The organism is Ruegeria sp. CDSC085, assembly GCF_059610465.1.
Genome location: NZ_JBXWNR010000003.1, coordinates 167,962 through 183,915 on the forward strand (window position 1 = coordinate 167,962; position 15,954 = coordinate 183,915).

General features: G+C 57.5%; 15 protein-coding genes. 6 read left to right on the plus strand and 9 right to left on the minus strand.

The features are described from left to right. The first annotated feature begins 7 nt into the window (after nt 1–7). The 6 genes from AC2FJB_RS07230 to pdeM all read left to right on the plus strand — a co-directional run bounded on the left by AC2FJB_RS07230 (nt 8) and on the right by pdeM (nt 6,560). Complete coding sequence (locus tag AC2FJB_RS07230; RefSeq protein WP_496717736.1) at nt 8–550, plus strand: tetratricopeptide repeat protein; 543 nt, start codon at nt 8–10, stop codon at nt 548–550. A 30-nt stretch (nt 551–580) separates the two neighbouring features. Next, on the plus strand, nt 581–1,432 hold the full coding sequence (locus AC2FJB_RS07235; protein WP_117869721.1) for a tetratricopeptide repeat protein: 852 nt from the start codon (nt 581–583) through the stop codon (nt 1,430–1,432). A gap of 3 nt (nt 1,433–1,435) precedes the next feature. Next, on the plus strand, nt 1,436–1,981 hold the full coding sequence (locus AC2FJB_RS07240; RefSeq protein ID WP_117869722.1) for a prepilin peptidase: 546 nt from the start codon (nt 1,436–1,438) through the stop codon (nt 1,979–1,981). A 115-nt stretch (nt 1,982–2,096) separates the two neighbouring features. Then, nucleotides 2,097–3,404: a DUF8689 domain-containing protein gene (locus tag AC2FJB_RS07245; RefSeq protein ID WP_117869723.1), complete on the plus strand. Its 1,308-nt coding sequence runs from the start codon at nt 2,097–2,099 to the stop codon at nt 3,402–3,404. 40 nt (nt 3,405–3,444) lie between these two features. Continuing rightward, on the plus strand, nt 3,445–5,856 hold the full coding sequence (locus tag AC2FJB_RS07250; protein WP_496717737.1) for a ligase-associated DNA damage response DEXH box helicase: 2,412 nt from the start codon (nt 3,445–3,447) through the stop codon (nt 5,854–5,856). A 41-nt stretch (nt 5,857–5,897) separates the two neighbouring features. Beyond that, nucleotides 5,898–6,560 (plus strand): ligase-associated DNA damage response endonuclease PdeM, encoded by a 663-nt coding sequence (gene pdeM / locus AC2FJB_RS07255; protein ID WP_496717738.1) that lies wholly within the window; start codon nt 5,898–5,900, stop codon nt 6,558–6,560. Between the two features lie 2 nt (nt 6,561–6,562). Here the strand turns inward: pdeM and AC2FJB_RS07260 are convergent, their stop codons facing one another. From AC2FJB_RS07260 to pal, 9 genes are all read right to left on the minus strand, one after another. After that, the gene (locus AC2FJB_RS07260; RefSeq protein ID WP_496818055.1) at nt 6,563–7,258 is read right to left on the minus strand and encodes a LytTR family DNA-binding domain-containing protein; all 696 of its coding nucleotides are present in this window, start codon (nt 7,256–7,258) and stop codon (nt 6,563–6,565) included. A gap of 257 nt (nt 7,259–7,515) precedes the next feature. Beyond that, complete coding sequence (gene folD, locus AC2FJB_RS07265; protein WP_117869726.1) at nt 7,516–8,406, minus strand: bifunctional methylenetetrahydrofolate dehydrogenase/methenyltetrahydrofolate cyclohydrolase FolD; 891 nt, start codon at nt 8,404–8,406, stop codon at nt 7,516–7,518. A gap of 53 nt (nt 8,407–8,459) precedes the next feature. Next, nucleotides 8,460–8,765: a chorismate mutase gene (locus AC2FJB_RS07270; RefSeq protein WP_117869727.1), complete on the minus strand. Its 306-nt coding sequence runs from the start codon at nt 8,763–8,765 to the stop codon at nt 8,460–8,462. A 60-nt stretch (nt 8,766–8,825) separates the two neighbouring features. After that, the gene (locus tag AC2FJB_RS07275; protein WP_496717740.1) at nt 8,826–10,502 is read right to left on the minus strand and encodes a formate--tetrahydrofolate ligase; all 1,677 of its coding nucleotides are present in this window, start codon (nt 10,500–10,502) and stop codon (nt 8,826–8,828) included. Nucleotides 10,503–10,646: 144 nt separating this feature from the next. Next, a complete protein-coding gene (locus AC2FJB_RS07280) occupies nt 10,647–11,243 on the minus strand; it encodes an MOSC domain-containing protein (RefSeq protein WP_496717741.1) in 597 nt (198 codons plus the stop codon). Between the two features lie 101 nt (nt 11,244–11,344). Next, nucleotides 11,345–13,264, minus strand: a complete 1,920-nt coding sequence (ftsH, locus tag AC2FJB_RS07285) for an ATP-dependent zinc metalloprotease FtsH (RefSeq protein WP_117869730.1) — start codon at nt 13,262–13,264, stop codon at nt 11,345–11,347. A gap of 75 nt (nt 13,265–13,339) precedes the next feature. Continuing rightward, on the minus strand, nt 13,340–14,599 hold the full coding sequence (gene tilS / locus AC2FJB_RS07290) for a tRNA lysidine(34) synthetase TilS (protein ID WP_496717743.1): 1,260 nt from the start codon (nt 14,597–14,599) through the stop codon (nt 13,340–13,342). Beyond that, nucleotides 14,590–15,414, minus strand: a complete 825-nt coding sequence (gene ybgF, locus AC2FJB_RS07295) for a tol-pal system protein YbgF (RefSeq protein WP_496717744.1) — start codon at nt 15,412–15,414, stop codon at nt 14,590–14,592. The genes tilS and ybgF overlap by 10 nt, the downstream gene beginning before the upstream one ends. A 4-nt stretch (nt 15,415–15,418) precedes the next feature. Continuing rightward, a complete protein-coding gene (pal, locus tag AC2FJB_RS07300) occupies nt 15,419–15,925 on the minus strand; it encodes a peptidoglycan-associated lipoprotein Pal (protein WP_117869733.1) in 507 nt (168 codons plus the stop codon). Between the last annotated feature and the right edge of the window lie 29 nt (nt 15,926–15,954).

Sequence of the window (15,954 nt, forward strand, 5' to 3'; positions counted from 1 at the left end):
TCGCCGAATGCTCCGGGCCACCATGGTTTTTGCCATGGTGGCTTCTTGCACAGAAGGCCTGTCACCTAACGGATTGGATGCACCGGGAATTGACGCCAAAGGTCAGGCCGAGGACAGCATCAAAGTCGGAAACAGATTGATGGCCGCCGGAGAATACGAACTGGCGCTTGAAACTTTTTCCCGGGCCGCGCTGGAGCAGGGTATGACGCCCCAGGTCCTGACGTCTCTGGGCACCGCGAATGTCGGACTCCGCCGCTTGGGTCAGGCCGAAAAACTGCTGCGCCGTGCTGTAGAAGACGACACGGACTGGCCCGTGGCGTGGAACAATCTCGGTGTCCTGCTGATGGAGAAACAGGAATACCCTGAAGCCGCGCAAGTGTTTCAGCGGGCCTATGCGTTGGACAATGGCGAAAGTGACGCAATCCGGGACAATCTGCGCTTAGCACTCGCAAAAATGGAAAATCCTGTTAATAATACCCCACAAGAACAACAAGAATACACACTGGAGCAGCTTGGCGACGGGCAATTCACGCTACGCAAGACCCAGTAATTGAGGCGAGAGCAGTAAAGGACGCAAAAAATGCGCCAGCAATTCTTGATTCCGACTGTTGTTATCAGTGGTCTGATCCTTTCGGCCTGTGCAAAGGAAACCGAAGAGGAAAAGGTTGAACGCACATTCCAGGAAGTGAACGTAATTGACGAAACCAACCTGAACGATGTGCTTCTGAGTGCCGCTGATCCAAATGAGGCAGTGACCTATTTCCACGGTGCAGCACTCAAAAACCCGGACCGGATCGATCTTCAGCGTGGACTGGCGATTTCCTTGGGCCGTGCCAAACGCACGACCGAAGCCGTAACCGCGTGGAAGCGCGTTACAACGATGAAAGGCACGAATGCCGCGGACAAGGTCGAATACGCGGACGCACTAGTCCGAAACGGAGATTGGTCGCAGGCCAAAACGGTTCTGGATTCGGTCCCCCCGACCTTTGAAACCTTCAAACGGTATCGCCTTGAGGCCGTGGTTGCGGATTCCCGGAAAGAGTGGAAGCGCGCGGATCATTTCTATGAAACCGCTGTCGGGCTGACGACACGTCCAGGCAGTGTGATGAACAACTGGGGGTATTCCAAACTGACCCGCGGCCAATATGCCGAAGCTGAGCGGTTGTTCTCGGATGCAATCCGCCAGGACAACTCATTGTTTACCGCAAAGAACAACCTTGTTTTGGCCCGATCAGCGCAAGGCAACTATAGCCTGCCAGTCGTCCCCATGACTCAGGTTGAACGGGCGCGCTTGCTGAACACAATGGGTATTTCAGCAGTCAAACAGGGCGATATCACAACTGCCAAGAATCTGTTCCGTGAAGCCATTTCAACCCACCCGCAGCATTTCGACGAGGCAGTCCGCTCGCTTCGGGCGCTTGAAGGGGCCTGACACATGCAAATACCAGCAGTGGCAGCGGCCTGGTTCCTGCCGTTTGTGCTGCCTATCTGCTTTTACGTGGCATTCACGGATATGCGTGAGATGCGGATCAAGAACCATGCAGTCCTTGCGCTGGCACTGGTTTACATTGTGATAGGTCTGATCGTCCTCCCACCCTGGTCCACAGGCGGCATCAGCGGCAACCTGGGGCCGTTCACCGTGTCGATGCCGGTCTATTTCTGGCAACTTCTGCATATCGTCGTGGTCCTGGTAATTGGTATCTTCCTGAATGCTGCAGGCACCATGGGCGCTGGCGACGCCAAGTTTCTGGCTGCCGCGTCGGCGTTTGTATGGCTCGGCGATTTTAGAATTGTGCTGGTGATCGTGACCGCCTGCATTCTGGCTGCCGTGGTCACTCATCGTTTGGCCAAAATCACAAAGCTGCGCACCATTGCGCCGCATTGGGAAAGCTGGGATCGAGGCAAACAGTTTCCGATGGGGTTCGCCTTGGGCGGATCGCTCGCCATGTACCTGATTTTGGGCACTGTTCTCGGATCGTAAACTATCATCAGCGCGCCTTTTCGCTGCCTTTGTCCCGCCACAAAGCTGGTTCATTTTTTTCAAGACGCCCATTTTTGGGTTCTTGGCGTGACATTTTGATGGACGAGCACCGCGCATGAATATGCAGACTTCCTCTGTTATGGCCCCCCCTGCCCCCAAGGGTCTGGGCGAAATGAAGCTTCCGCTTGTAATGATGCGGGATATTCTGCTGAAGACGATTTTCCGCAAAAACGCGAGCACCGTGTCGGAAGTGGCCGAAGCCATCTGTCTTCCCACTTCGGTTACTCAGGAACTGATCGACATCGCGCGCGATCAGAAACTGCTTGAAGCGACCGGGACACTGAACGCCAATAGCGGCAATGAGATGGGGTATCAGCTGACCGATGCGGGCAAGGCCCGTTCGCTGGATGCGCTGAGCCAATCCGAGTATTTTGGTGCGATGCCGGTGCCGCTGGATGTCTATCGCGAGCAGGTTAAACGCCAGTCGATCCGCAATATTCAGGTCACGCGAGAACAACTCGTAGGTGCAATGGGCCATCTGGTCCTACCCGACAGCCTGCTGGATCATCTGGGCCCTGCGGTCAGCGCGGGCCGGTCGATTTTGATGTATGGTCCCCCGGGCAACGGTAAATCCTCAATCTCGAACGGTGTACGGGACGCACTGGGCGATAATGTTTATGTGCCCTACGCCATCGAATACTCGGGGCAGGTGATCACGGTTTATGACCCGATCGTTCACACGGCGATCCAACAGGAGCCGGATGATCCCAATAGCCTGCGCCGTCGCAAGCGATTCGATTCCCGCTATGTGCAATGTGAACGCCCCACCGTTGTAACCGGTGGTGAACTGTCGCTCAGCATGTTGGATCTGGTCTACAACCCAACCGCACGAACCTATCAGGCCCCGTTGCAGCTGAAATCCACCGGTGGCATCTTCATCGTGGACGACCTTGGCCGTCAGGCCGAGCCGCCGCAGGCGCTGGTCAACCGTTGGATCGTCCCGCTGGAGGAAAACAAGGATATCCTCGGCCTGCAATCGGGTGAAAAATTCGAAGTACCCTTCGACACTCTGGTCATCTTCTCGACCAACTTCCACCCGAACGAGATCTTCGACCAAGCCGCCTTGCGTCGAATCTTCTTCAAGATCAAGATTGACGGCCCGAACCAGGAAAACTTCCTGAAAATTTTCGCCATGGTGGCCCGCAAACGAGGAATACCACTAGACGAGGCGGCACTGGTACACCTGCTGAAGGTCAAGTATCCGACTATCGACAATATCTATGCCAACTATCAGCCGATCTTCCTGATCGACCAGATGATCTCGATCTGCGAGTTCGAGGGCATACCTTATCAGATGAGCCCGGACCTGATTGACCGTGCCTGGGCCAATATGTTCGTCAAAGACGAGAAAATCGTCAAATAACGCCGTGCCAATCCCTCCTCCGGGCGGGTAATCTGTGACCATGACGCAGATTCCCGCTCGGATTGATACGTGGTTTTCCACCAAAGGCTGGTCCATCCACCCACATCAGCAAGAGATGTTCGATCGGGCGAAGGACCCGTCAACCTTGCTGATCGCCCCAACCGGTGGCGGCAAGACCATGGCCGGTTTTCTACCTTCCCTGTCCGAGCTGGCCGACGGTGGCCATGGCGGATTGCACACGATCTATGTCTCTCCCCTGAAGGCCCTGGCAGCTGATATCAAACGTAACCTGCGCACCCCGGTGGACGAGATCGGCCTGCCTATTCGGATCGAGGATCGCACCGGGGACACCTCAGCCACACGGAAGAAACGCCAAAGGGCCGACCCGCCCCATATCCTGCTGACCACACCCGAAAGTCTGGCGCTGCTGACCTCTTACGAAGATTCGCCGCGCATGTTCGACGGCGTGCAACGGATCATCGTCGACGAAATCCACGCGCTGGCGGAAAGCAAGCGCGGCGATCAACTGATACTGGCCCTGGCGCGTCTTCAGCGTCTCAACCCGGATCTGCGCCGTGTTGGATTGTCAGCCACGGTCGAAGACCCCGCAGCGATTGCCCACTTTCTGGCGCGCCACCCGGACCCCTGCCGGATCGTGCAGGCCGACCCCGGCCCGGACCCGGACATACAGATGCTGGAAACAACCGAAATGCCGCCCTGGTCCGGCGGCGGCGCGGCTTATTCGATTCCGGCAGTGCTGGAACAAATCCGGCGGCACAAGACCACGCTGATCTTTCACAACACCCGCGCGCAGGCCGAGATCTACTTTCACAATCTGTGGTTGGCAAATGACGACGGCCTGCCCATCGGCGTCCATCATGGCAGTCTTGACCGACAGCAACGCGAGCGGGTCGAGGCAGCGATGGTGCGTGGCGACTTGCGTGCTATAGTCTGCACCGGCTCGCTGGATCTGGGCATTGATTGGGGCGATGTCGATCTGGTGATTCAGATCGGTGCGCCCAAGAACGTCAAACGGCTGGTGCAAAGGATTGGACGAGCCAACCACCGCTATAACGCGCCTTCCAAGGCACTACTGGTGCCTGCTAACCGGTTTGAAGTTGTCGAATGCATTGCAGCGCTCGAGGCTGCCAAGGCTCATGACCTGGACGGGGAACCCCGAGGCCCCGGCCCTCGCGATGTGTTGTGCCAGCACATTCTGATTGCGGCCTGCGCCGGGCCTTTTGACGCCGATGACCTTTATGCTGAGATGACATCCGCCGGGCCTTTTGCGCAGTTGACGCGAACCGAGTTTGACGCCTGTCTGGATTTCTGTGCCACCGGGGGTTACGCCTTGCGCGCCTATGATCGCTGGCAAAGATTGCAGCAGCGTGCCGACGGGCAATGGCAATTGCGCGATCCTCGCGCAACGTCACGCATTCGCATGAACTTGGGCACGATTCAGGATACCGACACCCTGAAGGTACGCCTGAAGCGCAGCCGTGGTGGAAAACCGTTGGGAGAAGTTGAAGAAGCCTTTGCTGCCTCGCTGACCCCCGGCGATACCTTCCTGATCGGTGGGCAGATCGTGCGCTATGAGGGCCTGCGCGAAATGGTGGTCGAAGTCAGCCGTCGCGCAGATCGCAAACCAAAGATCGCGACCTTCTCGGGTACGAAGTTTGCAACCTCCACGCAACTCAGTGACCGCATTCTGCGCATGTTCGCCCAACCTGACTGGCCGCACCTGCCTTCACACACGGCTGATTGGTTGGACTTACAGCGCCAAGTGTCTCGCCTGCCTCAGCGCGATCGTTTGCTGATCGAAAGCTTTCCAAGTGACGGGCGAGAACATCTGTGCGTTTACGGTTTCGCCGGGCGCAACGCGCAACAGACACTGGGCCTGCTGCTGACAAAGCGAATGGAGGAAACCGGTTTGGCCCCGTTGGGGTTTGTAGCCACAGACTATGCCACGCTGATTTGGGGGTTGGACGCAGTCACTGACCCTCGCCCTTTGTTTCAACCCGAAGCGCTGCGTGACGGGCTGGACACCTGGCTGGCAGGCAACGCGGTTATGAAGCGTACCTTTCGCGCGTCGGCAACAATTGCCGGTCTGATCGAACGCAACACGGGCGGGCAACGTAAAAGCGGACGGCAAGCCACATTTTCGTCGGATATTCTCTATGACACACTGCTGAAATATGATCCCGATCATCTGTTGATGCAGATCACTCGCGAAGAAGCCATGCGCGGGCTGGTTGACTTCGGTCGTATCGAGGCGATGCTGGCCCGCATCGGAGACCGCATCGACCTGCTGCGTCTGGACCACGTTTCCCCACTTGCCGCGCCGCTGTTTCTTGAAGTTGGAAAGGTGCCTGTCAAAGGGGCAGCCGAGGAAAGGCTGCTTGCAGAAGAAAGCGCGCGCCTGCTTGAGACCGCCGGGTTGGACCAGCTTTGATCCCTCTTGCGCAACATCCGCAAACAGTTCAAGAACGTATCATGAACGTGTGCAAGTTTTCCTTTGCCGGTCAGCGGCTCGATGCGTTGCCATCTGGCGCATTATGGTGGCCGAAGCGGCTACTGCTCTGTGTCTCGGATTTGCATCTGGGGAAATCCGAACGCATGGCCCGTCGAGGCGGGACGACGCTTCCGCCTTATGACAGTCGCGAAACGCTTGATCGGCTGGCGCGCGATCTGGAACACACCAACGCTGAAACCGTCATCTGCCTGGGTGACAGTTTCGACGATCTTGAAGCCGCCCGGGCTCTACCCGGCGCCGAAGGGTTGAGGATTGCAACGTTGCAGGCCGGGCGTCAGTGGATCTGGATCGAAGGAAATCACGATCCAGGCCCGATCGAGATGGGCGGCTCTCATTTGGTCGAATGGCAGTGTGGCCCGCTTATCTTTCGTCATATCGCTCAAAGTCGGCTACAAGGCGAGGTTTCAGGCCATTTTCACCCAAAAGCTCGGATTCGGACGAAAGGCAGGCACATTTCACGACCCGCCTTCTTGCTGGACAGCAATCGGCTGATCCTGCCTGCCTACGGTACTTATACCGGGGGGTTGCGCAGTTCGGATCAGGCACTGGCAGATCTCATGGACGCGGATGCAATGGCCATTCTGACCGGTCCGCAACCGCGCATGATTCCAATGCCGCGGTAAACTCAGATCAACCCGTCTTCTTCCAACATGGGTTTGTACTTGCGGCTCACCGGAACCAGGTCGTCGTTCATCAGGCGCAAAAAGGTTTTACCGCCTGATTTTTCAACGCAAACGATGGACGCATCCACCACCCAATGTGAACGGTGCGAACAGTGTCCGGGAACCGGCTCCATCTCGGCAATTGCATCCGTAAAGCGCGAGCGGACTGTGAACGTGCCTTCCGAGGTCACAACATCCACATTGTGATCCCTGACCGTCAGACGATGGATTTGACCGTCGAAATTGGGTGACAAGCGTCTGACAAGGCGCGGCTTCTCGATCTCAGGCGCAGAGTCCATCGAAGTATTTAGGTCACCGCGCTGCACAAGAACCAAACCAGTCGCGAACAGGACCCCATATACAGCTACTGTCTGGGCACCTGGTGCCATGTGACCACCGCAGGTGAAAAGAACCCAAGCCAACATCCAAAGGGGCGGTGTGAACAAGACCAGAATTAAAGCGGCAAATGCCACATCACGGGCAGGAACATTCAAAAATACAGGGTTTTTCTGCATCAGATTTCGCGCCACCCCGGTGACCGTCAAGGCAAGGACCATCACCCCGGTCCAGAAAAGAAGTCGCAATCCAAAGGTCAGATCAGCAACCAGAAACGGCGGAAACGCATAGGCAAGCAAAGGAAGAAAGACGAGACCCGCCATCACCCTCTGTGGGGTAAGTGCTTTCCGAATAGTGTCAATCTTGGACGTCATACCGCTTTTGTGCACGATTTAATAAAAATCAACCTGAGCACGTCGAGCACTGATGCACCTTACCTGTAACTGGCTGGGAATACAGGGATATCACGAATTTTAAAGCTGTCAAACCCATTTGGAACAAAATGGCCGTGGCGTCCAGTGTTTGTCCAGCGCAACCAAGGGGTTTGTCGGGCCGAATGGATCGGCCCGACCAGATTGCTTTATGCCGTCAAACCTTCTGGTTCGGGCAGAGCATTGGCACGGCAGCACGCAGTCAACGTGTTGGCCAGCAGGCAGGCAATGGTCATCGGGCCTACGCCCCCCGGAACCGGAGTGATCGCGCCAGCACGCTCGGACGCGCTGGCATAGTCCACGTCACCGACAAGCTTGTTCTTTCCGTCACGCTCGATGCGGTTGATGCCTACGTCGATCACGGTCGCGCCTTCCTTGATCCAGTCACCCGGCACCATTTCCGGACGGCCCACGGCGGCCACGACGATATCGGCACGGCGCACGACATCCGGCAGATCCTTGGTGCGCGAATGCGCGATCGTCACGGTGCAGCTATCGCCCAGCAGCAGTTGCGCCATCGGTTTGCCCACAATGTTCGAGCGGCCAATCACAACCGCGTCCATGCCGGAAAGCGAGCCGTGGTGGTCACGCAGCATCATCAGGCAGCCCAGCGGGGTGCAGGGCACCATCGACTTCTGACCGGTGCCCAGCAGGCCCACGTTCGAGATATGGAACCCGTCGACGTCTTTGGCCGGGTCGATAGAATTGATCACCAGATCTTCATTCAGGTGCTTAGGCAGCGGCAACTGGACCAGAATGCCATGCACGGCGGGATCGTTGTTCAGCTTGTCGATCAGCGCCAGCAGATCTTCTTCCGACGTCGCTGCGTCCAATTTGTGCTCGTACGAATTCATACCGACTTCAACAGTCATTTTGCCCTTCGAGCGGACATAGACCTGGCTGGCAGGGTCTTCGCCCACAAGAACCACGGCCAGGCCGGGGGTGATGCCGTTTTCCTCTTTCAGCTTTGCGACCTGATCGGCCACTTGTGCGCGCACTTTTGCGGCAAAGGCCTTACCGTCGATAACCTGAGCTACCATGTTTTGATCCCTTCTTTCAAAAAACGGATCGGGCGCACAAAGCGCCCGGTCAGTCAGTCGGTGCCAATCACGCGCTCTTCGCGTGCAATCGACCAGTCAATCAATATGCGCCATAGCTTCTCGGCCAGATCCGGGTCCATCCCCAGCGCGTCCGAGTTTGCACGCACGCGTTGCACCACCTCTTCGACGCGTTCCGGGATACGGGCCGGAAGGCCCTCGCCCGGCTTCAGCTGCGACGCGCGGTCAATATAACTCGCGCGAGTCACCAACATTTCGATCAGTTGGCGATCCAGCTTGTCGATCTCGGCCCGCAGGTCCTGCATCGTGTTACAGTTCTGGGGCGGTGTCAGAGTGGGCATCGTCATCTCCTCATGGCCCGGGAATGAATCCCCGGACCACGAGATGTCTTATTCAGCAGCTTAGAACAAGCCCTCGATCTCACCTGCGTCATTGAGGCAGATGGTTTCAGCGGCCGGCTTGCGAGGCAGACCGGGCATGGTCATGATCTCGCCGCAGACAACCACGATGAAACCGGCGCCTGCGGACAGGCGAACTTCACGCACCGGAACCGAATGGCCGGTGGGCGCACCGCGCAGCGTCGGGTCGGTCGAGAAGGAATACTGCGTCTTGGCCATGCAGACCGGCAGGTTGCCATATCCCGCCTCTTCCCACTCGCGCAGCTGGTTGCGGATCTTGTTGTCGGCCAGAACCTCGTCAGCGCGATAGATACGCTTGGCAATGGTTTCGATTTTCTCGAACAGAGGCATTTCGTCGGGGTAGATCGGTGCAAAGTTCGCGGTGCTGCCTTCGACGATTTCGACAACTTTCTCTGCCAACGGGGCAGACCCTTCGGAACCCAGTTCCCAGTGACGCGACAGAACAGCCTCGACGCCGTGCTCGCCACAATAGTCCTTAACGGCCTGAACCTCGCCATCCGTATCGGTAACGAAGTGGTTAATTGCGACAACAACCGGCACACCGAACGACTTTACGTTTTCGATATGACGGCCCAGGTTGGCACAGCCCGACTGAACCGCATCGACGTTTTCCGCACCCAGATCAGCCTTGGCAACGCCGCCGTTCATCTTCATCGCGCGCACGGTCGCAACCAGAACAACTGCCGACGGGGCAATGCCCGCCTTGCGACATTTGATGTTCATGAACTTCTCAGCGCCCAAATCGGCACCAAAACCCGCTTCGGTCACGACGTAGTCGGCGACTTTCAGAGCGGTTTTGGTCGCGATGACCGAGTTACAGCCATGTGCGATGTTCGCGAACGGGCCACCGTGAACAAATGCCGGGTTGTTTTCCAGCGTCTGCACCAGGTTGGGCTGCATTGCGTCCTTCAGCAGAACAGTCATCGCGCCTTCGGCCTTGATGTCGCGGCAATAGACCGGGGTCTTGTCGCGACGGTAGGCAACAATGATGTCACCCAGGCGCTTTTCGAGATCCTTCAGGTCGTTGGCGAGGCAGAGGATCGCCATGACTTCCGACGCCACGGTGATGTCAAAGCCGGTTTCGCGCGGGAAACCGTTCGACACTCCGCCCAAAGATGCAGTGATCTGACGCAGCGCCCGATCATTCATGTCGACCACGCGACGCCATGCAACGCGGCGGATATCAATCTCGCACTCGTTACCCCAGTAGATATGGTTGTCGATCATCGCCGACAGCAGCGAATGCGCCGACGTAATCGCGTGGAAGTCACCGGTGAAGTGCAGGTTCATCTCTTCCATCGGAACAACCTGCGCGTAGCCGCCACCAGCAGCGCCACCCTTCATGCCGAAGTTCGGGCCCAACGAGGCTTCGCGGATACAGATCATCGCGTTTTTGCCGATACGGTTCAGACCGTCACCAAGTCCAACGGTGGTAGTGGTCTTGCCTTCACCTGCCGGGGTCGGGTTGATCGCAGTGACCAGGATCAGTTTGCCATCTTCGCGGTCCTGCACCGAGTTGATGAAGTCCTGGCTGACTTTTGCCTTATCATGGCCGTAAGGCAGCAGATCCGCAGAGTCGATGCCGATCTTGGCACCGATTTCCTGAATCGGCTTTTTGTTCGCTTCGCGGGCGATTTCGATATCGGATTTGTAGCTCATTGGCCGGGGTCCTTGATTGAATACCGTGCAAAGCCGACGCAGGGCGTCGGCGCTGTGCATTCCATACCCTTGTGTACAATTTCAATAGCCATGGATTCCGACATTCTGGCGTCGTGAAGCGTCGTAAGTTCGTTTCAGGGGTTTCTAATCGGAAACAAGCCCGTTTTCGCAAGCCCAGGCAGGTTGATCCGGAACAAACAGCTTTAGCCGATCCCCAAGTTGAATGCGTCCAGGTCGCTCTATCCATCCAGTGATGCCCCGACGTCCGGCCGCCGCAGGTTTGAAAGTCGGGCCACACCCAGGGTGATCCGCTTCAACCTCGCGCCCAGGCAGAACACATGGGGCGTTTTCCATGTCTACTGTTATCGTCATCCCACTTTTTGCCTGAAGACGTGAAGACAGTGGAATATGTGAGAAATCCGGGATCCCACGCAGCACAATGGACGCCCCAAGGTAAGACGGATCAAGCTGGTCCAACCCCATGTCCTGCGCAATTTGCTGCAACTCCTCGGCAGAGAGAACCGAAAGCTGACGCACATTGCGAATTTCGGTGCTTTTTGGATAGAGATTTGAGACCCTGACACATGACGCGCGATTAAGCCCCTCGTGGCGCTCGCCCTTTACGCCGTCGAAGCCCAGATCAAGCGTATCAACGGCATCAGCTCGCAGGGATTTTCCCGCAGGAACATGGCCAAGCCAGATTACTTCAGCAGTATACTCGGTTTCCCGTAGAAACGGCATAGCCTTCCCTTTTCATCCTTTTGCTTGCGCGCATAATGCCCGGCAAAACCCCGATGAAAAGAAAAAAGACCCGGAGCGTGCCCCGGGTCTGTTTCTTTTGCCTATGCAGTGGGTTCAGGCTCCATCCCGCCATCATCGGGAGGAGACTTCTTGGCCTTTGTCTTAGGAATGGCCGTGACACTGGGCGCGCTGCCTTCATCCGGCTTGTCGCCTTCATCATCATCCTCGCTGGGTGACTCGCCATTCATTACGCGTTTGATCTCATCCCCAGTCAGGGTTTCATACTCAAGCAGGCCCTGCGCAAGACGCTCCCATTCTTCGTTCTTTTCGGTCAGAATCTGGTGCGCCCGCTCGTATCCTTGCTGGATTAGGCGTTTCACCTCTTCTTCGATCAGTTCTTTGGTATGGGCAGAGACCGAGAACCCGGCTGTATTGCCCTGATATCCCTCATGCGCTTCGGCATAGTCGATATTGCCAACCTTGTCAGACATACCCCAGCGCATCACCATGGCGCGCGCCAACTGGCTGGCCTGCATGATGTCCCCGGCCGGGCCGTTCGACACATGATCTTCACCATATTTGATCACTTCCGCGGCTTTCCCGGCCATGGTCATAGCCAGCTTTTGCTCACATTCATCACGGTGATAGTTCAGACGGTCCATTTCTGGCAGCGATACAACCATACCCAACGCGCCACCGCGCGGGATGATCGTCGCCTTATAGACCGGATCACATAGCGGCAGACTCAGGCCGACAACGGCGTGTCCGGCCTCGTGATAGGCGGTCTTTTCCTTCTGGTCCTGGGTCAGCACCATCGAGCGGCGCTCGGCGCCCATCATCACCTTGTCCTTGGCGTTCTCAAAGTCCTCCATGGTTACAAAGCGACGGCCTACGCGGGCAGCCATCAACGCGGCCTCGTTCACGAGGTTTGCCAGATCAGCACCCGAGAAACCCGGTGTCCCGCGCGCAATGATGCGCAGATCGACATCGGGGCCCAGAGGTGTCTTGCGGGCATGTACGCCCAGAATCTTTTCGCGGCCTTTAATGTCAGGATTGCCAACGGTGACGTTGCGGTCGAACCGGCCAGGACGCAGCAAAGCCGGGTCCAGTACGTCCTTGCGGTTGGTAGCCGCCAGAATGATCACACCTTCGTTGGCTTCAAAGCCGTCCATCTCGACCAGCAACTGGTTGAGGGTCTGTTCGCGTTCGTCGTTACCACCGCCATAACCGGCACCACGATGGCGGCCAACGGCGTCAATCTCGTCGATGAACACAATGCAGGGCGCATTCTTCTTGGCCTGTTCGAACATATCGCGGACACGGGATGCACCGACACCTACGAACATCTCGACAAAGTCGGACCCCGAAATGGTGAAGAACGGAACGCCCGCCTCACCCGCGATGGCACGGGCCAGCAATGTCTTACCCGTCCCCGGTGGTCCCACCAGCAGAGCACCTTTCGGGATCTTGCCGCCAAGCCGGCTGAATTTCTGCGGATTGCGCAGGAATTCTACGATCTCTTCCAGTTCTTCCTTGGCCTCGTCGATGCCTGCGACGTCATCAAAGGTCACGCGACCATGCTTCTCGGTCAGCATCTTAGCCTTGGATTTTCCAAAGCCCATCGCGCCGCCTTTGCCACCGCCTTGCATCCGGTTCATGAAATAAACCCAGACACCGATCAGCAGCAGGAACGGCAAGAGCGTGATCAGGAACGACTGGAAGCCTGACTGTTGTTGCTTGACCGCCTGAACCGGGATGTTCTCATCGATCAAAAGCTTGGTGACTTCGGCATCGCCGGGTTTGATCGTGACATAAGTCGCACCGCTTTCTGTGGTATAGCGAATCTGCTCGCCATCCAACGTCACGTTCTTGACTTCGCCGCCTTGCACGGCGCCGACAAAGTCGGAATAAGTTCTCTCATTGCTCTGAAGCGTTCCGCCCGGTCCACTGAACAGATTGAACAGTGCAAGGATGAGCAAGAACAGAACGACCCAAAACGCGATATTGCGAGCGTTGCCCAAGGAAATTCTCCCAAAAGTTCCGGCAGGTGAGGAGCTGCCAAGTTACCTCTTAAAATAGAGAGGATTGTGGTATGTTCAATGCGATAAAAAAGATGCGTAGAACTCGGGCCATTCTGGTGACATGTCCGCGCGCCATCCGTTCGCAAATCCCGCAAGCGGAGCAGCCAGCACCGTTCCCCCTTGCCAGACAGCAGGCGTCGCGCTCAAGGCAAGTCTGGGGCGGCCTGTTTCGCGCCAATCGGGCACCTGTCGCAGCCCACCTTCACCCAAAGCACGGATCTCGGCACCGGATATTTCGGGTCCGCTTAAGACCCATTTGCCATCCCATACTTCGTCGGATGCTGATATCTGAGCCTCCACGGCCCTAAATTCCCTGCAAATCCAAACACTATTGCCCTTGGGGACCAACAGACACCCACCGACCGATCCAGGCCGTCCGTCGGTCATGGCCTCCATCGCCTGCTCGACCGCAGCCTGGCGCGGGGGGTATCCCTGCCCTGCGATCCAGGCGAGGCTTCCAACCAACACGCGGCGTCGGATTTCTTTGGGCAATGCGGCAAACCCGACTCTGTCCACCTTCACATCACCTTGCTCAACCTGGGCTACATTCCGTGCGGATTCCTGCGCAAACACACCCAGGGCTGCATGTGCCTGCGCCAGATTGTCGGCCACTCGAGACAGTGAAAGCGCGTCAATTCCCAATGGTTTGAGGCCACATAGGGCTTCTCGCGCTTTGATGCGGTCGAAACGTGTGTCCTGATTCGACGGATCTTCGACCCACGATGCGCCGATACCGGCCAGGTAGGCTCGCAGGTCCTTTCGGGTGATCCCCAGCATAGGTCGCAGTAATGTCAGCCCTGCCAGTTGCCGACTTGCGGACATGCCGGACAGACCCGTGACACCTGATGATCGACCCAGGCGCATCAACAGCGTTTCCGCCTGATCATCTGCTGTATGCCCCAACGCCATGGCGTCTATTCCGCGCTCCCGCGTCCAGTCGGCGAGCAATTTGTAACGAGCCTGACGCGCATGATCCTGCAAGTTGCCAGCGCCGTCCCAACCCGCCCAATGCAAAGTATCATGAGCCATCCCCAATGCAGCGGCCTGGCGGGACACGGCCTCGGCCTCCTGCCTGGCCTCGGGGCGCAAGCCATGATCGACCGTGGCAACAAAAACGGTGGTCGTTTCGGTTTGAGCGATCTCATGCAAGAGATGCATCAGCGCGACAGAATCCCCACCGCCTGATACCGCTACCCCCAGTTTGCGCGGAAGCCTTTCGGGAAGCCGGGCGCGAAGCTCTGCAAGCAGGTTTTCGCTGTGTCGTCTCAAGAACACCCCAGCGCAGACATCTCTTGCGTGGCATTCGCAAACGCGGGTGCGGATGGAAAGCGCACACCAACTTCATTGAGAGTGATGCAAGCCTGATCGGTCTGCCCCAGACGCCCCAGCGCCGCGCCCAATTCATAGAGGGCCTCGGGGGCCAAGGGACCTTCGGAATCTCCGGTAAAGCTAGCCAAGAACGCACGCGCGGCTTCGCGGGTGTCGCCAAGGCCTTCAAGCGCATGACCTCTTTTCAGATTAACTTCAGGGGCAAGAGGGCTGCCGGGATAGCTTGTTTCAAACTGCGCAAACAAAGTGGCAGCGGTCTGATAGTCGCCTTCGGCCAGCGCTTGCGATGCCGCGTCGAAATCCGCCCGTTCACCTACAGCAAGTTCACCCTGATCTGTTTCAGGTGGTGTGGCAGGCGTGATTGCAGCTGTACCAGCATCCGTGCCATCTCCACCCAGCGTGCTCGTCGGCTCACCCGATATCTCGCAATTTGCCTCCAACTCGCACAGACGAAATTCCAGATCCCCGATGCGATTGGTGCCATCGGAGACAATGCTCTGCACCCGCTGGTTAAGCTGTTCGGTCTGACGGGTCAGGCGCTGCAATTCGGCCTCTATTGCGTCGACGTGCTCAAGAATCGAACTACCGGACAAATTTGGCGCGGGGGATCCTGTGGTGGAAAACTCGCGCTTCAGACGCTGAATTTCCACGTACAGCACCGTCAGTTCCTGGCGTATGTCAGCCAAGGTCTGTTGATCTTGTGCCTGTGCAACACCGGTCGTCGCCATGACCGCCGCCAATACCCATCCTGCAATACGCATTGTCTTACCCCAGAGTTGACCCGGTCAGCACCGTTACCGCGCGGCGGTTCTTGGAATAACACTCCTCAACGCTGCAAATTTCGATCGGGCGCTCCTTGCCGTAGCTGACGGTTTTGAGACGGTTGCCCGCGACACCGCGCGAAATCAGATACTCACGCGCGGCATTTGCCCGACGCGCGCCCAGTGCAAGGTTGTACTCGCGCGTGCCCTGCTCATCCGCGTGACCTTCGATCGTGGCAACAAAATCCGGATTGGCCAGCAGCCAGTCGGCTTGTCCTTGCAGTACGGTCTGCCCCTGCGGAGACAAGGTCGACTGGTCCACGGCGAACAGAACACGGTCGCCGACGGTTTGCTGGAAATACGCTGGCGAACGCGGGTCACTGGGCGAGCCCGGTACGATTGCGCCAGTGCCACCGGCACCACCGCCGCCCAAGGCAGAGGGGTCATTGTTCGTACAGGCCGCGATCACACTCAGCGCGCCCAACGCCAGGACTTTGCTCAATACATTCATTTCAAGTGCCTCGTGTTTTGATTATTGCC

Bases quoted from the DNA above. Each gene is read 5' to 3' on its own strand.
- AC2FJB_RS07230 (WP_496717736.1), top strand. From the start codon at position 8: ATGCTCCGGGCCACCATGGTTTTTGCCATGGTGGCTTCTTGCACAGAA.
- AC2FJB_RS07235 (WP_117869721.1), top strand. From the start codon at position 581: ATGCGCCAGCAATTCTTGATTCCGACTGTTGTTATCAGTGGTCTGATC.
- AC2FJB_RS07240 (WP_117869722.1), top strand. From the start codon at position 1,436: ATGCAAATACCAGCAGTGGCAGCGGCCTGGTTCCTGCCGTTTGTGCTG.
- AC2FJB_RS07245 (WP_117869723.1), top strand. From the start codon at position 2,097: ATGAATATGCAGACTTCCTCTGTTATGGCCCCCCCTGCCCCCAAGGGT.
- AC2FJB_RS07250 (WP_496717737.1), top strand. From the start codon at position 3,445: ATGACGCAGATTCCCGCTCGGATTGATACGTGGTTTTCCACCAAAGGC.
- pdeM (WP_496717738.1), top strand. From the start codon at position 5,898: ATGAACGTGTGCAAGTTTTCCTTTGCCGGTCAGCGGCTCGATGCGTTG.
- AC2FJB_RS07260 (WP_496818055.1), bottom strand. From the start codon at position 7,258: ATGGCGGGTCTCGTCTTTCTTCCTTTGCTTGCCTATGCGTTTCCGCCG.
- folD (WP_117869726.1), bottom strand. From the start codon at position 8,406: ATGGTAGCTCAGGTTATCGACGGTAAGGCCTTTGCCGCAAAAGTGCGC.
- AC2FJB_RS07270 (WP_117869727.1), bottom strand. From the start codon at position 8,765: ATGCCCACTCTGACACCGCCCCAGAACTGTAACACGATGCAGGACCTG.
- AC2FJB_RS07275 (WP_496717740.1), bottom strand. From the start codon at position 10,502: ATGAGCTACAAATCCGATATCGAAATCGCCCGCGAAGCGAACAAAAAG.
- AC2FJB_RS07280 (WP_496717741.1), bottom strand. From the start codon at position 11,243: ATGCCGTTTCTACGGGAAACCGAGTATACTGCTGAAGTAATCTGGCTT.
- ybgF (WP_496717744.1), bottom strand. From the start codon at position 15,414: ATGCGTATTGCAGGATGGGTATTGGCGGCGGTCATGGCGACGACCGGT.
- pal (WP_117869733.1), bottom strand. From the start codon at position 15,925: ATGAATGTATTGAGCAAAGTCCTGGCGTTGGGCGCGCTGAGTGTGATC.